Here is a 17233-nt window from a genome sequence, read left to right on the forward strand (position 1 = left end):
GATAGAACTGACGAAGTCAGCTCAAAACACTGTTTTGAGGTTGCAGATAGAACTGACGAAGTCAGCTCAAAACACTGTTTTGAGGTTGCAGATGGAACTGACGAAGTCAGTAACATATACCTACGGCAAGGCGAAGCTGACGTGGTTTGAAGAGATTTTCGAAGAGTATTATTCTGCCAAGGCTCCCATTGGATCCCATGGTGCAAGTACGATTGGTTCTGCTTCATAGGCAGCTTGTTCTTCTGCTGTCAGCAATTCTTTGCGGACAACAATCTGGTAGGTATATTCGTCCATCCAAGCGTCTGAGGCAACAAAGTAACCATCTGTACCGACCTTGTTTCCCCATGAGTTTTCAACCTTCCACTTGGTTGACTTGCCATTTTCGTCCAAATCCACACCTGTCAAGACCATAGCGTGGGTCATTAAGCTTTCGCTGTAGTCCAGACGTCCAGCCTTGTCTTGAGTGAATTGAATATCCATGCTTGATTCAAAGTCATAAACATCTGTCGCAAGAATTCCAGCTTTACGATTGCTGAGCTGACCGACATCAGAACCAAACCAAACAGTCTCACCTGCTTGCATTTGAGCAATCGCCAATTCTTTCAAGCGCTCCATCGGCACGTTGATATAGCGAACTGCACGGCTACCAACCACATTTCCTAACATCTCAACTGTGTAAGATTGGCCGTAAGGCTTGTCAGCAGTTGGAGCATTGATAACAGAAACATAATCTTCTAGAGGAAGATTGACATATTTCTTATAAAATTCCTGTGGTGTAATTCCCTTTTCGCTTTGGTAGTTGTTATCCTTATCGCGATAAGCAAAGTCAAACTTACGTGGTGGAAGTCCTAATGACATGGCAAGGAAATTAAAGATTTCTTGCAAGAGGTCTTCTTTCTTAGCTTGAACAGTCGCTTGATCAGCACCTGAAGCTAATAGATCACGCAAAATTTGAGCATCTTGGCGAAGCAATTTGTTGAGAATGGCATTTAGCTCACGGCTGCTACTAGATGAAACAGACTCAGGGTAAACTGACTTAGGCACGACACCGTATTTCTCAAAGAGAGAAACGACCATATCCCACTGACCACCGTCTTGTTGAGGTGTTTGAAGTAGGAATTTAACCTTACGGCTCGTCAAATCTTGGTCTGCAGTCTCAATGACTTGCTCCAAGAACCAGTTTGATTTCTCATACTTGTCCCAGAAGAATGTGTGGGCCTGTGATAACTCAAAATTTTCTAGTTTGTATTGTGAGATAAGCTTGTGGCGGAAGGTGTTGAGAGCCGCAAACATCCAGCAACGACCAGAAGCCTTCTGGTTTGTTACCTTGTCCTTGGTCAAATCCAATGAGAAAACAGGCGTATTGTCTACATGGCTTTGGCGACGTTCTAGAGCTGCAAAAATTCCGTTGTGGCTAGCAGCATTTTCAATCGCTTGATATTTTACATTTGCTTCATAGTTGGCAAATAGTTTATCAGTAAATGATTCTTGAATCGCGTTCATAGATTCCTCCTTTTATTCTACAGTCTATTATAACTCTTTTCACAAAGGAAGCAACTGAAAAACATAAAAGGTAAGGAGATTCTCCCTCACCTTTTTCGAATATAAACCAAACTAAGCAATACTTGCAAGGAGAATCTCTAATTCTTCTTTGGTCAAGCGACGCCATTCCCCTCGTTCTAAGTTCTCATCCAATACTAGCGTTCCCATAGTCAAACGTTGCAAATCTACTACTTCCTTGCCACAGTAGGCCACCATACGCTTGACCTGATGAAACTTCCCTTCTGCAATAGTCACACGGATTTGGCTTTGATTCTTTTCTGTATCTACAGACACAAGCTCCAGTCTAGCGGGTTGACAGGTAAAGTCTTTGAGAGGAATTCCCTTAGCGAATGTCTCCACATCTTCTTGGGTCATCATTCCCTTGACCTGAGCCAGATATGTCTTGTCTACATGACGCTTGGGTGAAAGCAGAGCATGGGCAAGTTGGCCGTCATTAGTCAAGAGCAAAAGACCATGCGTGTCAATATCCAAGCGCCCTACTGGGAAAACTTCCTTGCTCCGAGCCAAGTCATCCAACAAGTCCAGAACGGTTCTATGCTTGGGGTCCTCAGTCGCTGAAATAACACCTTGGGGCTTGTTCATCATGTAGTAGACAAATTCTTCATACTCCAGCACTTGCCCATCAAAACGAATCTCATCTCTTTCTTCATCAATCTGTAATTTAGCTGATTTCTCTTTTTTACCATTTACCGTCACGCGCCCAGCCTTGAGCAGATTTTTGACCTTTGTCCGACTGCCGACAGCGCAGGCAACTAAAAATTTATCTAATCTCATAGAACTATTATATCATACTCAAAAGGAGGCTGGCTCAATGACCATCCTCCTTTTCGTTTCATACTCTTCAAAAATCTCTTTAAACCGCGTCAACGTCACCTTGCCGTAGGTATATGTTACTGACTTCGTCAGTTCTATCTGCAACCTCAAAACAGTGTTTTGAGCTGACTTCGTCAGTTCTATCTACAACCTCAAAACAGTGTTTTGAGCAACCTGCGGCTAGTTTCCTAGTTTGCTCTTTGATTTTCATTGAGTATCAGATTTAAGAAATTAACTTCCTCGTCTCCAGAAAATCGCTAAGACAATCATGGAACCTAGTACTGCCGGAATAATAGCAGTTCCTGCTATTATCGGTCCCCAAGTCCCAAAAAGTAAATGCCCTATAAAGGCACCAATCCAGCCTAGAAACATTTTTCCAAAACATCCCATTCGCTCTCCACGATTAGTCAGAGTACCTGCTAAAAATCCCACTAGGAGACCAACGAACATACTTCCTAACATATTATCTCCTTAATTTGCCCAATCTCCGTTACGGAAGAGTGGTACACGTGTCCCATCCTCACGGATACCATCGATATCCATTTGACTAGACCCAATCATAAAGTCCACATGAACATCTGAACGGTTAAGCCCTGCAGCTTCAAGCTCTTCTTCGCTCATCTCTGCTCCACCAACGACGCTAGTTGCATAGGCTGCACCGATAGCCAAGTGATTTGACGCATTTTCATCGAAAAGGGTGTTGAAGAAGGTAATCCCTGACTGAGAAATTGGGCTTGGATCTGGTACCAAGGCACATTCACCCAAGGCACGCGCACCTGCATTTTCAAAGACAAGGTCTTTCATGACTTGATCGCCTTTTTCTGCAGTGATGTCAACGATTTGTCCATCCTTAAAGGTTACCTTAATACCTTCGATGATATTTCCGTTATAGCTAAGCGGTTTTGTAGAGGTTACATAGCCATCTGCACGACGGAAGTCAGGGGCTGTGAAGACTTCCTCTGTCGGCATATTTGGCAAGAATCCTTCGCCCTGTGCATTGATAGCACCAGCTGATTCCCAAACGTGGTTCTTCGGCAAGCCAAGGATCAAATCTGTTCCTGGCGCTGTGTAGTGAAGGGCTGAAAATTGCTCCTTATTAAGCATATCTGCCTTGCTCTTTAAGACAGCTGCATGTTCCTCCCAAGCCTTAACGGGATCTGCTTCGTAAACACGGCAAGTTTTGAAGATTTGGTCCCAAAGGAGATCGACTGCTTCTTCGTCGCTCGCAGCATTTGGAAAGACTTTCTTAGCCCACTCAAGTCCAGCAGCGGCTGCCACAGTCCAGCTAACCTTGTTGGATTGGGTTGCGATACGCATTGGCTTCATGGCAAGTCCCATAGCTTTAGCAGAAGCTGAAAGCTTGTCAGCGTCCACTCCGTTCAAGGCACCTGGATCAGATGAACGAACCCCAAGACGGCTAGCTTTGTTTTCCAAAAGATAGTTCATCTCAGCAACCTTGTATTCTGGCACATTGTCCAAACGCTCCATTGGCGCATGGAGAAATTTCTCACGGTTAATGACATCATCTGTCCACTGAACGATAACCTCATGCGCACCCAAAGCATAAGCTTCTTTCACGATTAGATGCGCCAACTCACGTTGCTCCACATCGATAGAGAGAGCCAAAGTGTGACCAGGCTGCACGTTGATTCCGTTCGCAACCAACAATTTCGCATATTTTTCTAGATTTTCTTTAAAATTTGGTAAAACCATGTTATTTTCTCTTTTCTATTTTTCTTTAAACAGGGACAGCAGACTAACTGCTGCTACCGTACCGCAAATTAAAGTTGTTGATTTCAAAATTGTATCCGAATCCAGTTCCAGCTGATAATCAAAAACTTTTTGGTTCGGCTTATCTTCCGCAAAAATTCTTAGTTTCATGAGAACCCCCTTAAAATTTATTAAAACAAATCACTATGACTGCCTGTCCTAAGCAAATTTATAATCAATTCTTCCTTATCTACTTTATAAACCAAAAGCCAATCTGGCTGGATATGGCATTCACGAACTCCTTGAAAATGCTTGGATGATGTCAGTTGATGATCACGATATCTAGCAGGAAGTTCTTTTTCTTGAACAAGAAAATTTAAAACTTCTTCTAATAATTCTGCTTTCAAACCACGCTTCATAGCCAACTTAAAATCTTTTTTAAACTGTTTATGATAACGAATCTTAAGCACGCAAATCCTCCATAAAGTCAGAGACTGATTCAAAGGATTGGCTCATATTACGATTTTGGTCTAAATCTGTTAATACCTCAAGCAACTTCCGATTTTCGTCTAGTCTAACATCAAAAGGTAATCCCTGATATTGAATAGCCTGACGAAGGAAAATATTGATAGCTGTTGTCATATCCATTCCCAGATTATTAAACACCTGTTGGGCCTGCTCCTTCACCTCACTATCCAAACGGATGCTCATACTCGTCTTTGACATACTCTCACCCTCTTTCTATAGACTATTTTAACAAAAAAGAAAGCTAATGTAAATCTATTGGATATACATTAGCCTCTTTGGATAGATGATTAAACAATTTTTTTAAAACAACTCATCAAACAAACTGAGCTGGTTATCCTCTGGCATATTTCCAAGAATCCCCATTTCATCCATCTTTTCAACTAAGGTTGATGAGAGGCCACCACGTCTGCGTAGTTCTGTTTTGGAAAGGAATTCTCCCTCTTCACGCGCTCGCACCAACTGCTTAGCAACGTTCTCTCCCAGACCATCCATAGCGACAAATGGTGGAATCAGTGTATCTCCGTCAATGATGAATTCAGTCGCATCACTACGATAGAGATCGAGTTTACCAAATTTGAAACCGCGTTCCCACATTTCATTGACAATCTCAAGAGTTGTATAGAGGTCAATTTCCACATTAGAGGCTTCATTATTCTTCCGTTTTTCAGCGATTTCCTCCATTCTGCGTTTGATGGCATCCAAGCCCGCACCCATGGTCTTGATATCAAAAGCCTTAGCACGGATTGAGAAGTAAGCACAGTAATAATAAATGGGATGGTGAACCTTGAAGTAAGCTACACGCAAGGCCATCATAACATAGGCTGCCGCATGGGCTTTAGGGAACATGTACTTAATTTTCCCACAGGACTCGATATACCACTCTGGCACCTTATTAGCCTTCATAGCTTCGATATAGCCATTTCGTTCCTCTTCGGAAATCTTCAACCACAAGCCCTTACGTACCCGTTCCATAATGGTAAAGGCCATCTTAGGCTCGAGGCCAGCATGCATGAGGTAAACCATGATGTCGTCCCGACAACCGATAACAGTCGATAGGTCTGCTATTCCTTGCTTAATCAGATCTTGAGCATTGCCCAGCCAAACGTCGGTACCGTGGGACAACCCTGACAACTGCAGCAACTCCGCAAAAGTCGTTGGGTGCGTCTCGTCTACCATTCCACGTACGAAATTTGTTCCAAACTCTGGAATCCCCAACATGCCCGTAGGCGTTCCAATTTGCTCAGGTGTTACCCCTAACACATCCGTCCCAGAAAAGAGGGCCATCACACCTTCGTCATCCATAGGGATTTCATTAGGATCAATCCCAGACAAGTCCTGCAATTTCCGAATCATGGTCGGATCATCATGTCCCAATACATCAAGTTTGAGGACGTTCTCGTCGATATCATGGAAGTTAAAGTGAGTCGTTTGCCATTCAGCCGTCACATCATCTGCTGGATACTGGACAGGCGTAAAGTCGTAAACATCCATGTAGTTAGGAATAACAACGATCCCCCCCGGGTGTTGTCCCGTTGTCCGCTTGACACCAGCAGCTCCCTGGGCTAGACGTTCCACCTCCGCATCACGATAGAACTTGCCATAATCCCGCTCGTAGCCCTTTACAAATCCATAGGCAGTCTTGGCAGCCACCGTACCAACCGTTCCTGCACGGAAGGCATATTCCTCACCAAAGATATCACGCACATCCAAGTGAGCGCTAGGCTGATCTTCTCCCGAGAAGTTCAAGTCAATATCGGGAACCTTGTCTCCATCAAAACCAAGGAAGGTCTCAAACGGAATATCCTGCCCATTTTTGCTGAGTTTGTGACCACAGTTTGGACAGTCCTTATTGGGCATATCAAATCCTGAACCATAAGAACCATCAGTGATAAACTCACTATACTGACACTGACCACAGACATAGTGAGGAGATAGAGGATTAACCTCCGTAATCCCAATCATAGTCGCAACGAAACTAGATCCGACAGACCCACGAGAACCCACCAAATAGCCCCGTTCATTAGAACGTTGTACCAACATCTGGGAAGCCAGATAAATCACGGCAAATCCATTCCCCAGAATGGAAGTCAATTCTTTTTCAATCCGCAAATCAACAATATCTGGCAGCGGATTTCCATAAATCTCAAAAGCTTTCTTATAGGTCAACTCAGCAACTGTTTCTTCAGCCTTGTCGATGAAAGGCGTGTATAGGTCACCCTTAACAACCTCAACGGGTTCAAAGATTTCTGCCAAGGCATTGGTGTTTTCAATAACCAATTTGCGTGCCAGTTCCTCTCCCAAGAAGGCAAATTCATCCAACATCTCATTGGTCGTTCGAAAATGAGCCTTTGGAAGTGGTGCTGGTTGGGCATGTTCACCATGACCGATAGTTCGGTTAATCATAGCCCCCTGTCCCAAACTACGGACGATAATTTCACGGTAAATCTCTTCTTCCGGTTCGATATAGTGAACATTACCCGTAGCTAGAACAGGCTTATCTAGACGGTCTCCCACTTCTATCAAACTTTTGATAATGGTCTGGAGTTCCTCCATATCTTTGACCTGCTCCTTAGCAATCAAGGGAGCATAGATGGCAGGTGGCATAACCTCGATAAAGTCATAATACTTGGCCACCTCAACCGCCGCATTCACACCTTGGGAAACGACTGCATCAAAAACTTCACCTTCAGAACAAGCTGAACCTAAAACCAAACCTTCCCTATGGGCATCTAGAACTGTTCTCGGAATCCGCGGCACTCCTTCAAAGTACTTAGTATTGGACAAAGAAACTAGCTTAAAGATATTTTTTAGACCTACCTGATTCTTGACATAAATGGTCGCATGCTTAATCCGAGCTTTTTTATAAGAATCTGGACTAATCAAATCAATGTTGAGTCTAGCTAGATCGGTCACTCCATGTTTTTCTGCTACTTCTTTGATAAAAATAAAGAGCAGACGACCAGTAGCTTCCGCATCGTAGTTGGCCATGTGGTGATGTTCTAAGGCTACACCAAAACGCTTGGTCAAAGGCCCCAAACCATGACGTTTATACTCAGGATAGAGGTTTCTAGCAAACTCGAGCGTATCAATCACTGGCTGACTAATCTTTGGCAGACCATGACGCTCATAATTGGCATTCATAAAGCCAACGTCAAAGGTCGCATTGTGGGCGACTAGGACAGTATCCTTGCAGAATTCTTGGAATTCTTGCAAAACTTGTTCTAGTGGTTTAGCATTTTTTACATGATCATCTGTAATTCCGGTCAACTCAGTAGTAAAAGCTGACAAGGGATGACCAGGATTGATAAATTCATCAAATTCAGCAATGATATTCCCCTTGTACATCTTAGAAGCCGCAACCTGAATCAAGTCATTATAGATGGCTGATAGCCCCGTCGTTTCCACGTCAAAAACCACGTAGGTTGCTTCTGACAAGTCCATCTCCACTTCGTTATAGACGATAGGGACACGGTCCTCCACGATATTGGCTTCCATTCCATAAATCAGCTGGATTCCAGCTTTCTTGGCCGCCTTATAGCCGTGTGGAAAGGACTGGACATTCCCATGATCCGTAATGGCAACAGCCTTATGTCCCCACTTAGCAGCTGTCGCAACGATTTCTTCTACCTCGGGTAGAGCATCCATGGTCGACATATTAGTATGAGCATGAAACTCAACCCGACGCTCACCTTCCGGCATCAAATCCTTCCGCTCATAGTGAACAACTTCCTGCACATCCTGCACATTCATAGTCAAATCGCGTGTGAAGTTATTCATCTCCACATTCCCACGCACTCGGAGCCAAGAATTTTTCTTAATTAGATCAAATTTCTGAGCCTCTTCCTCATTCTTAACCCACTTTTGCATCGAAAAACTGGAAGTGTAGTCCGTCATTTTAAAGTTGATCAAAACACGCCCTGTTCTGGTCACTTTTTGCTCCACATCAAAAACAACCCCTTCAAAGACCAGACGATTTTCCTCCGTCGTCACTTCGATCATAGGAGTAATCTCCGCCTTGTCCAGATTTGGCTTAGCCGCAGCCTTTTTGGCCTGAAAATCAAAGGCTGGTTTCTCTTCTGCTGGAGGAGGTGCCATCTGTTCCAGTTGCTCCATAGCACGAAGCGCTTCCTCATTGGCCGCTTGAACAATCTGCTCATTTTCAGCATGGAAGGCCTCTTCCTGCTCTTGGGTCAGCACATCATTCTTCTCGACCTGACAGTTAAAAGTTGGAAAACCAAACTTTTCAAGTTGTTTGGCTAAATTAGGAAGATGATTCTTCTTAAAATGTTCCTTATCAATCGCCTCGGAACCTTCGATAAAGAGCTGATTTCCTTCAGCACGAACTCGCAAATTCTGATAAAGAGATTTAAAACCTTGACTAGCACATGGCCCCTCAGAAAAAGCCTCTCTATAATAGGCCTGCAAGAGTTGATTTGAAAATTCTTGAGACAGAGCCTTGATTTCAAAAACAGCTTTATTGCCTGTCTTAGAAAATTCTTCCCTCAAACCTTTCTTTAATTCTAAAAAGATTTCAATTGGTAAAATATTAGAAAATACGAAATGAAACTCCCATACCTTACTAATTTTATGAACCACAACTCGCTCAATATCAGCCTGTGATAAAGCAGGATCCTGTCTCATTTCAGCAGACATCCCCAGTTGATTCATCAAAATTTCAAAACTATTTGACATTCATTTTCCTCACATTATTCTCCTACTATTTTACCATATTTAGAGGTATTTTCTAAAGACAAAAGGAAGCCACTAAGTGACTTCCTTCTAGAGTGAGGACAGATTAGTCTTCACCTTTGTTTTTCTTAATGATTTCTTCTTGTACTGACTTAGGTACATCTTCGTAGTGGTCAAATACCATCATGAATGTACCACGTCCTTGAGATGCAGAACGAAGAACTGTTGCGTAACCGAACATTTCAGCAAGTGGAACGTAAGCACGAACGATTTGGCTGTTACCATGTGCTTCCATACCATCTACACGTCCACGACGAGCAGTTACGTGACCCATAACATCACCAAGGTTTTCTTCTGGAACAGTGATTGTTACAAGCATCATTGGCTCAAGGATAGCTGGTTGTGCTGATTTAGCAGCTTCTTTAAGAGCAAGTGAAGCCGCAATCTTGAAGGCAGTTTCAGATGAGTCGACATCGTGGTATGAACCATCGTAAAGCTTAGCTTTAACGTCAACCATTGGGTAACCTGCAAGAACACCGTTAGCCATAGATTCTACCAAACCTTTTTCAACCGCTGGGATAAATTCACGAGGAACCACACCACCGACGATTGCGTTTTCGAATTCGAATCCTTTACCTTCTTCGTTTGGAGTAAATTCAATCCATACATCACCGAATTGACCTTTACCACCAGACTGACGTTTGAAGAATCCACGTGCTTGAGTAGAAGCGCGGAATGTTTCACGGTAAGATACTTGAGGAGCACCTACGTTCGCTTCAACTTTGAACTCACGACGCATACGGTCAACAAGGACGTCAAGGTGAAGCTCACCCATACCAGAGATAACTGTTTCACCAGTTTCAACGTTTGTTTCAACGCGGAATGTTGGATCTTCTTCAGCCAATTTTTGAAGGGCGATACCCATCTTGTCTTGGTCAGCTTTAGATTTTGGCTCAACCATCAATTGGATAACTGGTTCTGGAACGTTGATTGACTCAAGGATGATTTTAGCTTTTTCATCTGTCAATGAGTCACCAGTAGTAGTATCTTTCAAACCAACAGCAGCAGCGATATCACCTGAGTAAACAGTGTCGATTTCTTGACGGCTGTTAGCGTGCATTTGAAGGATACGTCCGATACGTTCACGTTTACCTTTAGAAGTGTTCAATACGTATGAACCTGATTGAAGAACACCTGAGTAAACACGGAAGAATGTCAAACGACCTACGAATGGGTCAGTCATGATCTTGAAGGCAAGAGCTGCAAATGGCTCTTCATCAGATGCTGGACGAGTTTCTTCAGCGTCTGTATCTGGGTTAATACCTTTGATTGCTGGGATATCAAGTGGGCTTGGAAGGTAATCAATAACCGCATCAAGCATCAATTGAACACCTTTGTTTTTGAAGGCTGAACCGCACAATACTGGGAAGAATTCAACGTTGATAGTCGCTTTACGGATACCAGCTTTCAATTCTTCGTTAGTGATTTCTTCACCTTCGAGGTATTTCATCATCAATTCTTCGTCAGTTTCAGCAACTGCTTCAACCAATTTTTCACGGTATTCTTGAGCTTGATCAAGGTATTCAGCTGGAATATCTTCTTCAAGGATATCTGTACCAAGGTCGTTCGTATAGATTTCAGCTTTCATCTTGATCAAGTCGATGATACCACGGAAATCATCTTCAGAACCGATTGGCAATTGGATTGGGTGTGCATTTGCTTGAAGACGATCGTGAAGTGTGCTTACAGAGTAAAGGAAGTCAGCACCGATTTTGTCCATTTTGTTAGCAAATACGATACGTGGAACTCCATACTCAGTTGCTTGACGCCAAACTGTTTCAGTTTGAGGCTCAACACCTGATTGTGAGTCAAGAACGGTAACCGCACCATCCAATACACGAAGAGAACGTTGTACTTCGATTGTGAAGTCCACGTGTCCTGGTGTGTCGATGATGTTTACGCGGTGGTTGTTCCATTGAGCTGTTGTCGCAGCAGATGTGATAGTGATACCACGCTCTTGCTCTTGCTCCATCCAGTCCATTTGTGACGCACCTTCGTGAGTTTCACCGATTTTGTGGATTTTACCAGTGTAGTAAAGAATACGCTCAGTAGTTGTTGTTTTACCAGCATCGACGTGAGCCATGATACCGATATTACGAGTTTTTTCAAGTGAAAATTCGCGTGCCATGAGGTTTGTTTCTCCTATTTATTTTTGATTTCTATTCTATTATAACACGATTTTAATAAAAACGGATAGGCAGGACCTACCCGTTATCAATGTTCTCATGCTATTGTTGGTTTTAACTTGTAGATTTACAAGTTGAATTGAACTCGGGCTAAAAGCCCAAGTTAGTTGAGTTGAGCTCAAGCTAAAAGTCTGGAGAAAAAGATGAATCTCATTGGTTGCAATCGCAACCTGCTTTGATTCCCTATTTTCTCTGGGACTTTCTTAACGCTTTCGCATCCTATATTACCAACGGAAGTGTGCGAATGCACGGTTAGCTTCAGCCATACGGTGAGTGTCTTCACGTTTCTTAACAGCTGCACCAGTGTTGTTAGCAGCATCCAAGATTTCTTTTGCAAGACGGTCTTGCATTGTGTGTTCACCACGAAGACGAGCGATTGTTACCAACCAACGAAGTCCAAGTGTTGTACGACGTTCTGGACGAACTTCAACTGGGACTTGGTAGTTAGAACCACCAACACGACGTGCACGTACTTCAAGTACAGGCATGATGTTTTCCATAGCTGTTTCAAATACTTCAAGTGCATCGTTACCAGTAGCTTCTTTGATTTGCTCAAAGGCACCGTAAACGATTGAAGCAGCTGTACCACGTTTTCCATCAAGCATAACGCGGTTGATAAGACGAGTAACTAGTTGTGAATTGTAAAGCGGATCTGGCAATACGTCACGTTTTGGAGCTCTATTTTTACGACTCATTTCTCTTTATCCCCTTTCCTTATGCTTTTGGACGTTTAGTACCGTATTTAGAACGGCCTTGTTTACGATCGTTAACACCTGCAGTATCAAGTGCACCACGGACGATATGGTAACGTACCCCTGGAAGGTCTTTTACACGTCCACCACGAAGAAGCACCACGCTGTGCTCTTGTAAGTTGTGTCCGATACCTGGGATGTAGGCAGTAACTTCGATAAGGTTGCTCAAACGTACACGAGCGAATTTACGAAGGGCTGAGTTAGGTTTTTTAGGTGTCATTGTTCCAACACGAGTTGCAACACCACGTTTTTGTGGTGAAGAAACGTTTGTTTGAACTTTTTTATGACTGTTGTAACCAACGTTCAAAGCTGGTGATTTAGATTTCTCTACTTTTGATTTACGCGGTTTGCGAACCAATTGGTTAATTGTAGGCATCTACATTCTCCTGTGTTTTTTTATTTTTGGTGATGATACACTTGGTGACAGCTATCATCTGTGTGTACTTTTGCAACATTTGTCAGCACGTCCCTGTACACTCTTGAGAGACCAAAAGTAAAAAGTACCGTCTATTATTGTAACAAATTTTTCCATTGATTGTCAAGATATTTTTCTTTTTTATTCTTAATTTTAGCTCTTTTATCCTGCCCCCAAAAGAAAGAAAAAGGAGGAATCCCACCCTCCTAAAGTTAGTATTATTCCATCCAATCCCATCAATTTTAGCACATAATGTTCAAAAAATATTATATCATCACAACCAACCAGATTCTTTTGCGATATTAGCTGCCTCTGTTCGATTACCAGCATCTAGTTTAGAAAGAATATTGGTGACATAGTTTCGGACGGTTCCGTTTGATAGATAGAGTTGATCTGCAATTTCTTGATTGGATAAACCCTGAGCGATTCCCTTTAATACTGCGATTTCTTGCTGTGTTAATGGATTTGGATGCGTCATCACCACTTCCATCAATTCAGGCGAATACTCCTTGTGCCCTTCGAGGACAGTGTGCAAAGTTTGCATGAGGTCTGCAATGTTTCTTTCTTTTAATACATAAGCATCTACTCCAGCCTTGACTGCACGTTCAAAATACCCAGGACGCTTGAAGGTCGTCACTACAACCGCCTTTGTTTCTAGATTTTTTGCTCGTATCCACTCCAAGACTTCGAGGCCCGTCTTAACAGGCATTTCTACGTCAAGGATGGCGATATCTACAGACTCCTTTTCTAATAGTTGGATTGCTTCTTGCCCATTCTTGGCTTGAAAGACAGACTCTACATCCGGTTGAAGCGTGAGCAACTGGCACATGGCATCTCGCAACATACTTTGATCTTCTGCAACAAGTAGTTTCATCTATTTTCTCTCCTTATAAGGTAATCGAACCTGAACTTCTGTCGGTTGTTTCCAACTATTTACCTTTACTTCTCCCGAAAATGGAAGAACACGATCTCGAACTGTATGGAGGTTATCCCCCTTTATAGAAGCAAAGCCACAGCCATCATCTCTCACTGTTAGAATGAGTTCTTTCTCTGTCCGTTCTAATTTCAAGTAGACTTTAGACGCTTTAGCATGCTTGATGATATTGGTCGCTAGTTCTAACAAAATCATAGCAGCTGTCGACTCCACATCCTGGGTCAAGCTAGCCTTGTCCAATTGATTCTCAACTTGAACCTCAATCCCAGCAATTTCCAGCATCTTCTTAACAGTCTCAAGCTCTGAAGCTAGGGTCCGTGATTTCAGATTTTCCACAATGGTTCGCACTTCATTCATGGAATCCTTGCTGATCTGGTGGATTTCTTTTAATTCCTTCTCCACCTGTGGATAAGCCTCCATCTGAAACAACTGCAAGGCTAAATCTGTCTTGACACTGAGCATAGCAAAGGTATGCCCCAGACTATCATGTAAATCTTGACCGATACGACTGCGTTCATTTTCAGCAAGCAAAAGATTTATCTGGGCATTTTGCTTAGCCTGAGCTTCTTTCAAATCCTCCACAATCCGAATCCGAACCAATCCAAAAGTCATTAAATCGACAAAAGCAAGAATTACAAGTAGATAGAATAGAAACTCAACTTCGATTCTCTGAATAATCAAAAGTTGGCCCACAACAAGCACTTGAGTAAGGAGAAAAGTCCAGACATGTAAAGACTTTAAACTACGTACACCAAAATGATAAATTAAGAGATTGGAAAGGAAAAAGAAGAACCAGATATAATTTACAGCAACAAAGGCGGTATTCCCAGCTACATAGACCAGCATGAGGTCCCAATATAGCCAAGATAGGCGCTGATTCTTAGTTGTTAAAACACCCAAATACGCCACTACAAATAGAATATCAATCAATAAATGCCAGGCAGAAAGCCACCCAGTCACTGCAGGCAGGATGGGGAAAACCATAAAAATTAAACTGACCCAGAACATATAATGTATGCTTTTCAGTCTTTCAAGCATTAAACATTCTCCTTATGACCTTGAAGGTAAATGGTCAAACCAAACAAAACTGCTGAAAAAACAAGTAGATAAACTGTGGCTGATAAATTGATGCCACCCTCGTTTAAGAAGGTCTTGAGCAACTCCATCAACTGATAAGTTGGTAGACACTTCCCGATTGCTTGCATCCAGTCTGGAAATAAAGAGATGGGCATCCAGAGTCCGCCTAAAACAGCCAAGCCTAGATAGAGAAGATTGCCCACGACAGACATCAGCTGACTAGAAGGTAAGAGTGTCAAGGTCAATCCAAGCGCTACAAAGGCAACACTTCCTACTATCAGCAAGAACGCAGCCCCAATCCAGCTTCCTAAAGGCATATCCACACCTCTGACCAAGTGCCCAACTGAGAAAACAACCAGGATTGAGACCAGATAATCAGCCATCATACTTGTTATCTTTGATAGATAATATTCTACCATATTTACCGGAGTATGGCGCAATGTTTTCTGCCAGTTGTTGATTTTATCTGTATGTAGAACAGCTGGGAATGAAAACATAGCTGTCGACATCATGGAAAAGGCAGTCATGGAGATGAGGTAATCACGCATAAAATTAGCTGGTCCACCAGGTGTGTCCTGGTACATGCCTGAAAAGAATAAATAGAAGGCTGTCGGCATCCCTACGGATAATAGATAATAGACTAATTGTCGTTTGGTCAATAGAAATTCTATCTTATTTAACGCTATCCATTGTTTCATCTTAGTCATCTCCCTTTTGTGTTTCTTCAAAGATTGTATCTAGCAAACTACGGTTATTAACTTCGATTTCTTGTATGCTACATCCTGCTTGAACTAACAGTTGCCAAAAAGCATTTGCCTCTCGTGTGACTACTTGCAGAGCATCTTGTTTTTGTACCCAGTTTTCAACCAAGTTAGACTGCTCAACAATTTCCTTGTATGCCAGAGGAAGGATAAAATGCTTTTCAATCTCCTCACTACGCATAGCTAGAGGTGTTGTATCGCGAATCAACTCTCCCTTATTCAAGACCAAGATTCGGTCCGCTGTATGCTCTACCTCTTCGATGTAATGGGACGAATAGAGAATGGTAACTCCCTGCGCTTTTAGATCCTGAACAATTTCCCAAAAACGTTGGCGGGTTGAGGTATCCATGGCCGCAGTTGGCTCATCTAAAAAGACAAGTTTTGGTCGGCCAATCAAGGTCAAGACAAAAGAGAAAAGACGCTTTTGCCCACCTGACAATTTTTCTGCAAATTGCTCTTTTTGTTGCTGGTCAAACTGCAATAGTTGATCGATCTCCTGGTTGCTCAAGGGATTTGGATAAATACTTTGAAAGAAAGCAATCAACTCTTTGACCTTTAATTTCTGAACGATGACATTTTCTTGAGGGAGATAGGATCTTGTGTAGTCTAACTGAGAACTCGTCACTGGCAAGCCTTGGATGGATACTTGACCGCTTGTGACCAGTTTATCTCCAAGCAGACAGTCCAAGAGTGTGGTCTTCCCAGCACCATTGGGCCCAATCAAGGCGACGCATTCACCTTCAGCTATCTCAAAGGAAATATCCTTCAAAATAGCCTTGCCCTTGATGTTTTTATTTAGGCTTTCTACCTTAATCATGTTCATGATATTCTCCTTTCAGCCACTCCTTTCCCATAGGAAAGGCGATAAAAATCATAAATCCTAGTCCCCAGGCACCACGGATGAATTGGTGAAGGAAGGCTTGATCAAACCAACCTGTAAACATTTCTACCAACCATACCACTAGTGATAGTCCAATAAAAAGATAGAGAAACGCTTTTTTCATTTTTCAAACTCCTTTTTCACATCTGAGACTAATTTCAAACTTTCTCGGATAAGCCAGGACATCATTCCAAATCCTGCAAATAGCTCCCAAGGAAAATGATAGAAGCCTTCATCCAATCCTGAAAACATGAGATAAGTCATGACTCCTGCTGCTACTAAACTCATTGCGACAATTACTTTATGTTTCATTTTTTCTTCCTCCACTTGATACATCTAGTATAATTCTTTGAAGGTAGAATCACTAGAAGCTTCTGTCATGAGGAGATATGACAAATGTCATAAAAGATTCTATTTAAAAGAATCAAGAAACATTACACAACAAGACACAGAGTAGAAAAGAATCTATAGTACCTCCGTCAAAGTGATATCAAATTTAAACTATAACGTAAACTAATACGCATTTAAAATCAAAAGACCAGAAATTTTCATCCCATAAGCACATATATTATATATTGCTCCAAAAAATTTTTTATTGCTTCCTTAAAAATTAGTAAGATTTATAAAATCGGTTAAATTTCAATGTGTATACCTAAAATACGGTATTTATTGAAAAGACTGGAGACAAAAAGTATACGCTGCCAAAATGAATTACTGAAATTCAAAAAAGAGAGAAGCAAACTGATTCTCTCTTAATGTATATAATATCTAGTTAAAACAAAAAGATACGCTTACGTATCTCTGTAATGAATCGGGAAGACAGGATTCGAACCTGCGACACCTTGGTCCCAAACCAAGTACTCTA

At 42.2% G+C, this 17233-nt stretch carries 17 protein-coding genes; all 17 read right to left on the reverse strand.

Annotated elements, in window-relative coordinates; translation table 11 throughout:
* Positions 1-168: 168 nt before the first annotated feature.
* Complete coding sequence (gene pepC / locus RWP09_RS09430; RefSeq protein WP_314437017.1) at positions 169-1503, reverse strand: aminopeptidase C; 1335 nt, start codon at positions 1501-1503, stop codon at positions 169-171.
* Positions 1504-1614: 111 nt separating this feature from the next.
* Positions 1615-2337, reverse strand: coding sequence for a pseudouridine synthase (locus RWP09_RS09435; RefSeq protein WP_314437021.1), 723 nt, complete (start codon positions 2335-2337; stop codon positions 1615-1617).
* Between the two features lie 270 nt (positions 2338-2607).
* Complete coding sequence (locus RWP09_RS09440; RefSeq protein WP_000901572.1) at positions 2608-2838, reverse strand: GlsB/YeaQ/YmgE family stress response membrane protein; 231 nt, start codon at positions 2836-2838, stop codon at positions 2608-2610.
* Between the two features lie 9 nt (positions 2839-2847).
* Positions 2848-4089: an aminopeptidase gene (locus RWP09_RS09445; RefSeq protein ID WP_314437026.1), complete on the reverse strand. Its 1242-nt coding sequence runs from the start codon at positions 4087-4089 to the stop codon at positions 2848-2850.
* Between the two features lie 15 nt (positions 4090-4104).
* The gene (locus tag RWP09_RS09450) at positions 4105-4257 is read right to left on the reverse strand and encodes a hypothetical protein (protein WP_192855404.1); all 153 of its coding nucleotides are present in this window, start codon (positions 4255-4257) and stop codon (positions 4105-4107) included.
* A 20-nt stretch (positions 4258-4277) separates the two neighbouring features.
* Positions 4278-4556: a type II toxin-antitoxin system YafQ family toxin gene (locus RWP09_RS09455; protein WP_314437033.1), complete on the reverse strand. Its 279-nt coding sequence runs from the start codon at positions 4554-4556 to the stop codon at positions 4278-4280.
* Positions 4549-4812, reverse strand: a complete 264-nt coding sequence (locus RWP09_RS09460; protein ID WP_314437036.1) for a type II toxin-antitoxin system RelB/DinJ family antitoxin — start codon at positions 4810-4812, stop codon at positions 4549-4551. Before RWP09_RS09460 ends, RWP09_RS09455 begins: the two co-directional genes overlap by 8 nt.
* Before the next feature lie 102 nt (positions 4813-4914).
* Positions 4915-9306: a PolC-type DNA polymerase III gene (locus RWP09_RS09465; protein WP_314437039.1), complete on the reverse strand. Its 4392-nt coding sequence runs from the start codon at positions 9304-9306 to the stop codon at positions 4915-4917.
* Between the two features lie 103 nt (positions 9307-9409).
* Complete coding sequence (fusA, locus tag RWP09_RS09470; RefSeq protein WP_000090354.1) at positions 9410-11491, reverse strand: elongation factor G; 2082 nt, start codon at positions 11489-11491, stop codon at positions 9410-9412.
* Positions 11492-11773: 282 nt separating this feature from the next.
* Positions 11774-12244 carry a 30S ribosomal protein S7 gene (rpsG, locus tag RWP09_RS09475; RefSeq protein ID WP_000087873.1) on the reverse strand — a complete coding sequence of 157 codons (471 nt, stop codon included), beginning with the start codon at positions 12242-12244 and terminating at the stop codon, positions 11774-11776.
* A gap of 19 nt (positions 12245-12263) precedes the next feature.
* Positions 12264-12677 (reverse strand): 30S ribosomal protein S12, encoded by a 414-nt coding sequence (rpsL, locus tag RWP09_RS09480; protein WP_001142332.1) that lies wholly within the window; start codon positions 12675-12677, stop codon positions 12264-12266.
* A gap of 313 nt (positions 12678-12990) precedes the next feature.
* A complete protein-coding gene (locus RWP09_RS09485; RefSeq protein WP_314437044.1) occupies positions 12991-13590 on the reverse strand; it encodes a response regulator transcription factor in 600 nt (199 codons plus the stop codon).
* Positions 13591-14688: a sensor histidine kinase gene (locus RWP09_RS09490; protein ID WP_314437046.1), complete on the reverse strand. Its 1098-nt coding sequence runs from the start codon at positions 14686-14688 to the stop codon at positions 13591-13593.
* A complete protein-coding gene (locus RWP09_RS09495) occupies positions 14688-15425 on the reverse strand; it encodes an ABC transporter permease (protein WP_314437049.1) in 738 nt (245 codons plus the stop codon). The genes RWP09_RS09490 and RWP09_RS09495 overlap by 1 nt, the downstream gene beginning before the upstream one ends.
* 1 nt (position 15426) lies before the next feature.
* The gene (locus RWP09_RS09500) at positions 15427-16311 is read right to left on the reverse strand and encodes an ABC transporter ATP-binding protein (RefSeq protein ID WP_314437052.1); all 885 of its coding nucleotides are present in this window, start codon (positions 16309-16311) and stop codon (positions 15427-15429) included.
* Entirely contained in the window at positions 16298-16492 is a 195-nt protein-coding gene (locus tag RWP09_RS09505; protein ID WP_000708869.1) for a hypothetical protein, read from the reverse strand. Before RWP09_RS09505 ends, RWP09_RS09500 begins: the two co-directional genes overlap by 14 nt.
* Positions 16489-16680 carry a hypothetical protein gene (locus RWP09_RS09510; RefSeq protein ID WP_313970924.1) on the reverse strand — a complete coding sequence of 64 codons (192 nt, stop codon included), beginning with the start codon at positions 16678-16680 and terminating at the stop codon, positions 16489-16491. Before RWP09_RS09510 ends, RWP09_RS09505 begins: the two co-directional genes overlap by 4 nt.
* Positions 16681-17233 lie beyond the last annotated feature (553 nt).

Origin of the sequence: uncultured Streptococcus sp. (assembly GCF_963521255.1) — a bacterium.
Lineage (GTDB): Bacteria > Bacillota > Bacilli > Lactobacillales > Streptococcaceae > Streptococcus.

Excerpts from the sequence above, each read along its gene's own strand:
- RWP09_RS09510 (WP_313970924.1), bottom strand. The coding sequence starts at position 16,680 with ATGAAACATAAAGTAATTGTCGCAATGAGTTTAGTAGCAGCAGGAGTC.
- RWP09_RS09485 (WP_314437044.1), bottom strand. The coding sequence starts at position 13,590 with ATGAAACTACTTGTTGCAGAAGATCAAAGTATGTTGCGAGATGCCATG.
- RWP09_RS09490 (WP_314437046.1), bottom strand. The coding sequence starts at position 14,688 with ATGCTTGAAAGACTGAAAAGCATACATTATATGTTCTGGGTCAGTTTA.
- RWP09_RS09435 (WP_314437021.1), bottom strand. The coding sequence starts at position 2,337 with ATGAGATTAGATAAATTTTTAGTTGCCTGCGCTGTCGGCAGTCGGACA.
- pepC (WP_314437017.1), bottom strand. The coding sequence starts at position 1,503 with ATGAACGCGATTCAAGAATCATTTACTGATAAACTATTTGCCAACTAT.
- RWP09_RS09450 (WP_192855404.1), bottom strand. The coding sequence starts at position 4,257 with ATGAAACTAAGAATTTTTGCGGAAGATAAGCCGAACCAAAAAGTTTTT.
- RWP09_RS09445 (WP_314437026.1), bottom strand. The coding sequence starts at position 4,089 with ATGGTTTTACCAAATTTTAAAGAAAATCTAGAAAAATATGCGAAATTG.
- RWP09_RS09440 (WP_000901572.1), bottom strand. The coding sequence starts at position 2,838 with ATGTTAGGAAGTATGTTCGTTGGTCTCCTAGTGGGATTTTTAGCAGGT.
- RWP09_RS09495 (WP_314437049.1), bottom strand. The coding sequence starts at position 15,425 with ATGAAACAATGGATAGCGTTAAATAAGATAGAATTTCTATTGACCAAA.
- fusA (WP_000090354.1), bottom strand. The coding sequence starts at position 11,491 with ATGGCACGCGAATTTTCACTTGAAAAAACTCGTAATATCGGTATCATG.
- RWP09_RS09465 (WP_314437039.1), bottom strand. The coding sequence starts at position 9,306 with ATGTCAAATAGTTTTGAAATTTTGATGAATCAACTGGGGATGTCTGCT.
- rpsL (WP_001142332.1), bottom strand. The coding sequence starts at position 12,677 with ATGCCTACAATTAACCAATTGGTTCGCAAACCGCGTAAATCAAAAGTA.
- rpsG (WP_000087873.1), bottom strand. The coding sequence starts at position 12,244 with ATGAGTCGTAAAAATAGAGCTCCAAAACGTGACGTATTGCCAGATCCG.
- RWP09_RS09505 (WP_000708869.1), bottom strand. The coding sequence starts at position 16,492 with ATGAAAAAAGCGTTTCTCTATCTTTTTATTGGACTATCACTAGTGGTA.
- RWP09_RS09500 (WP_314437052.1), bottom strand. The coding sequence starts at position 16,311 with ATGAACATGATTAAGGTAGAAAGCCTAAATAAAAACATCAAGGGCAAG.
- RWP09_RS09460 (WP_314437036.1), bottom strand. The coding sequence starts at position 4,812 with ATGTCAAAGACGAGTATGAGCATCCGTTTGGATAGTGAGGTGAAGGAG.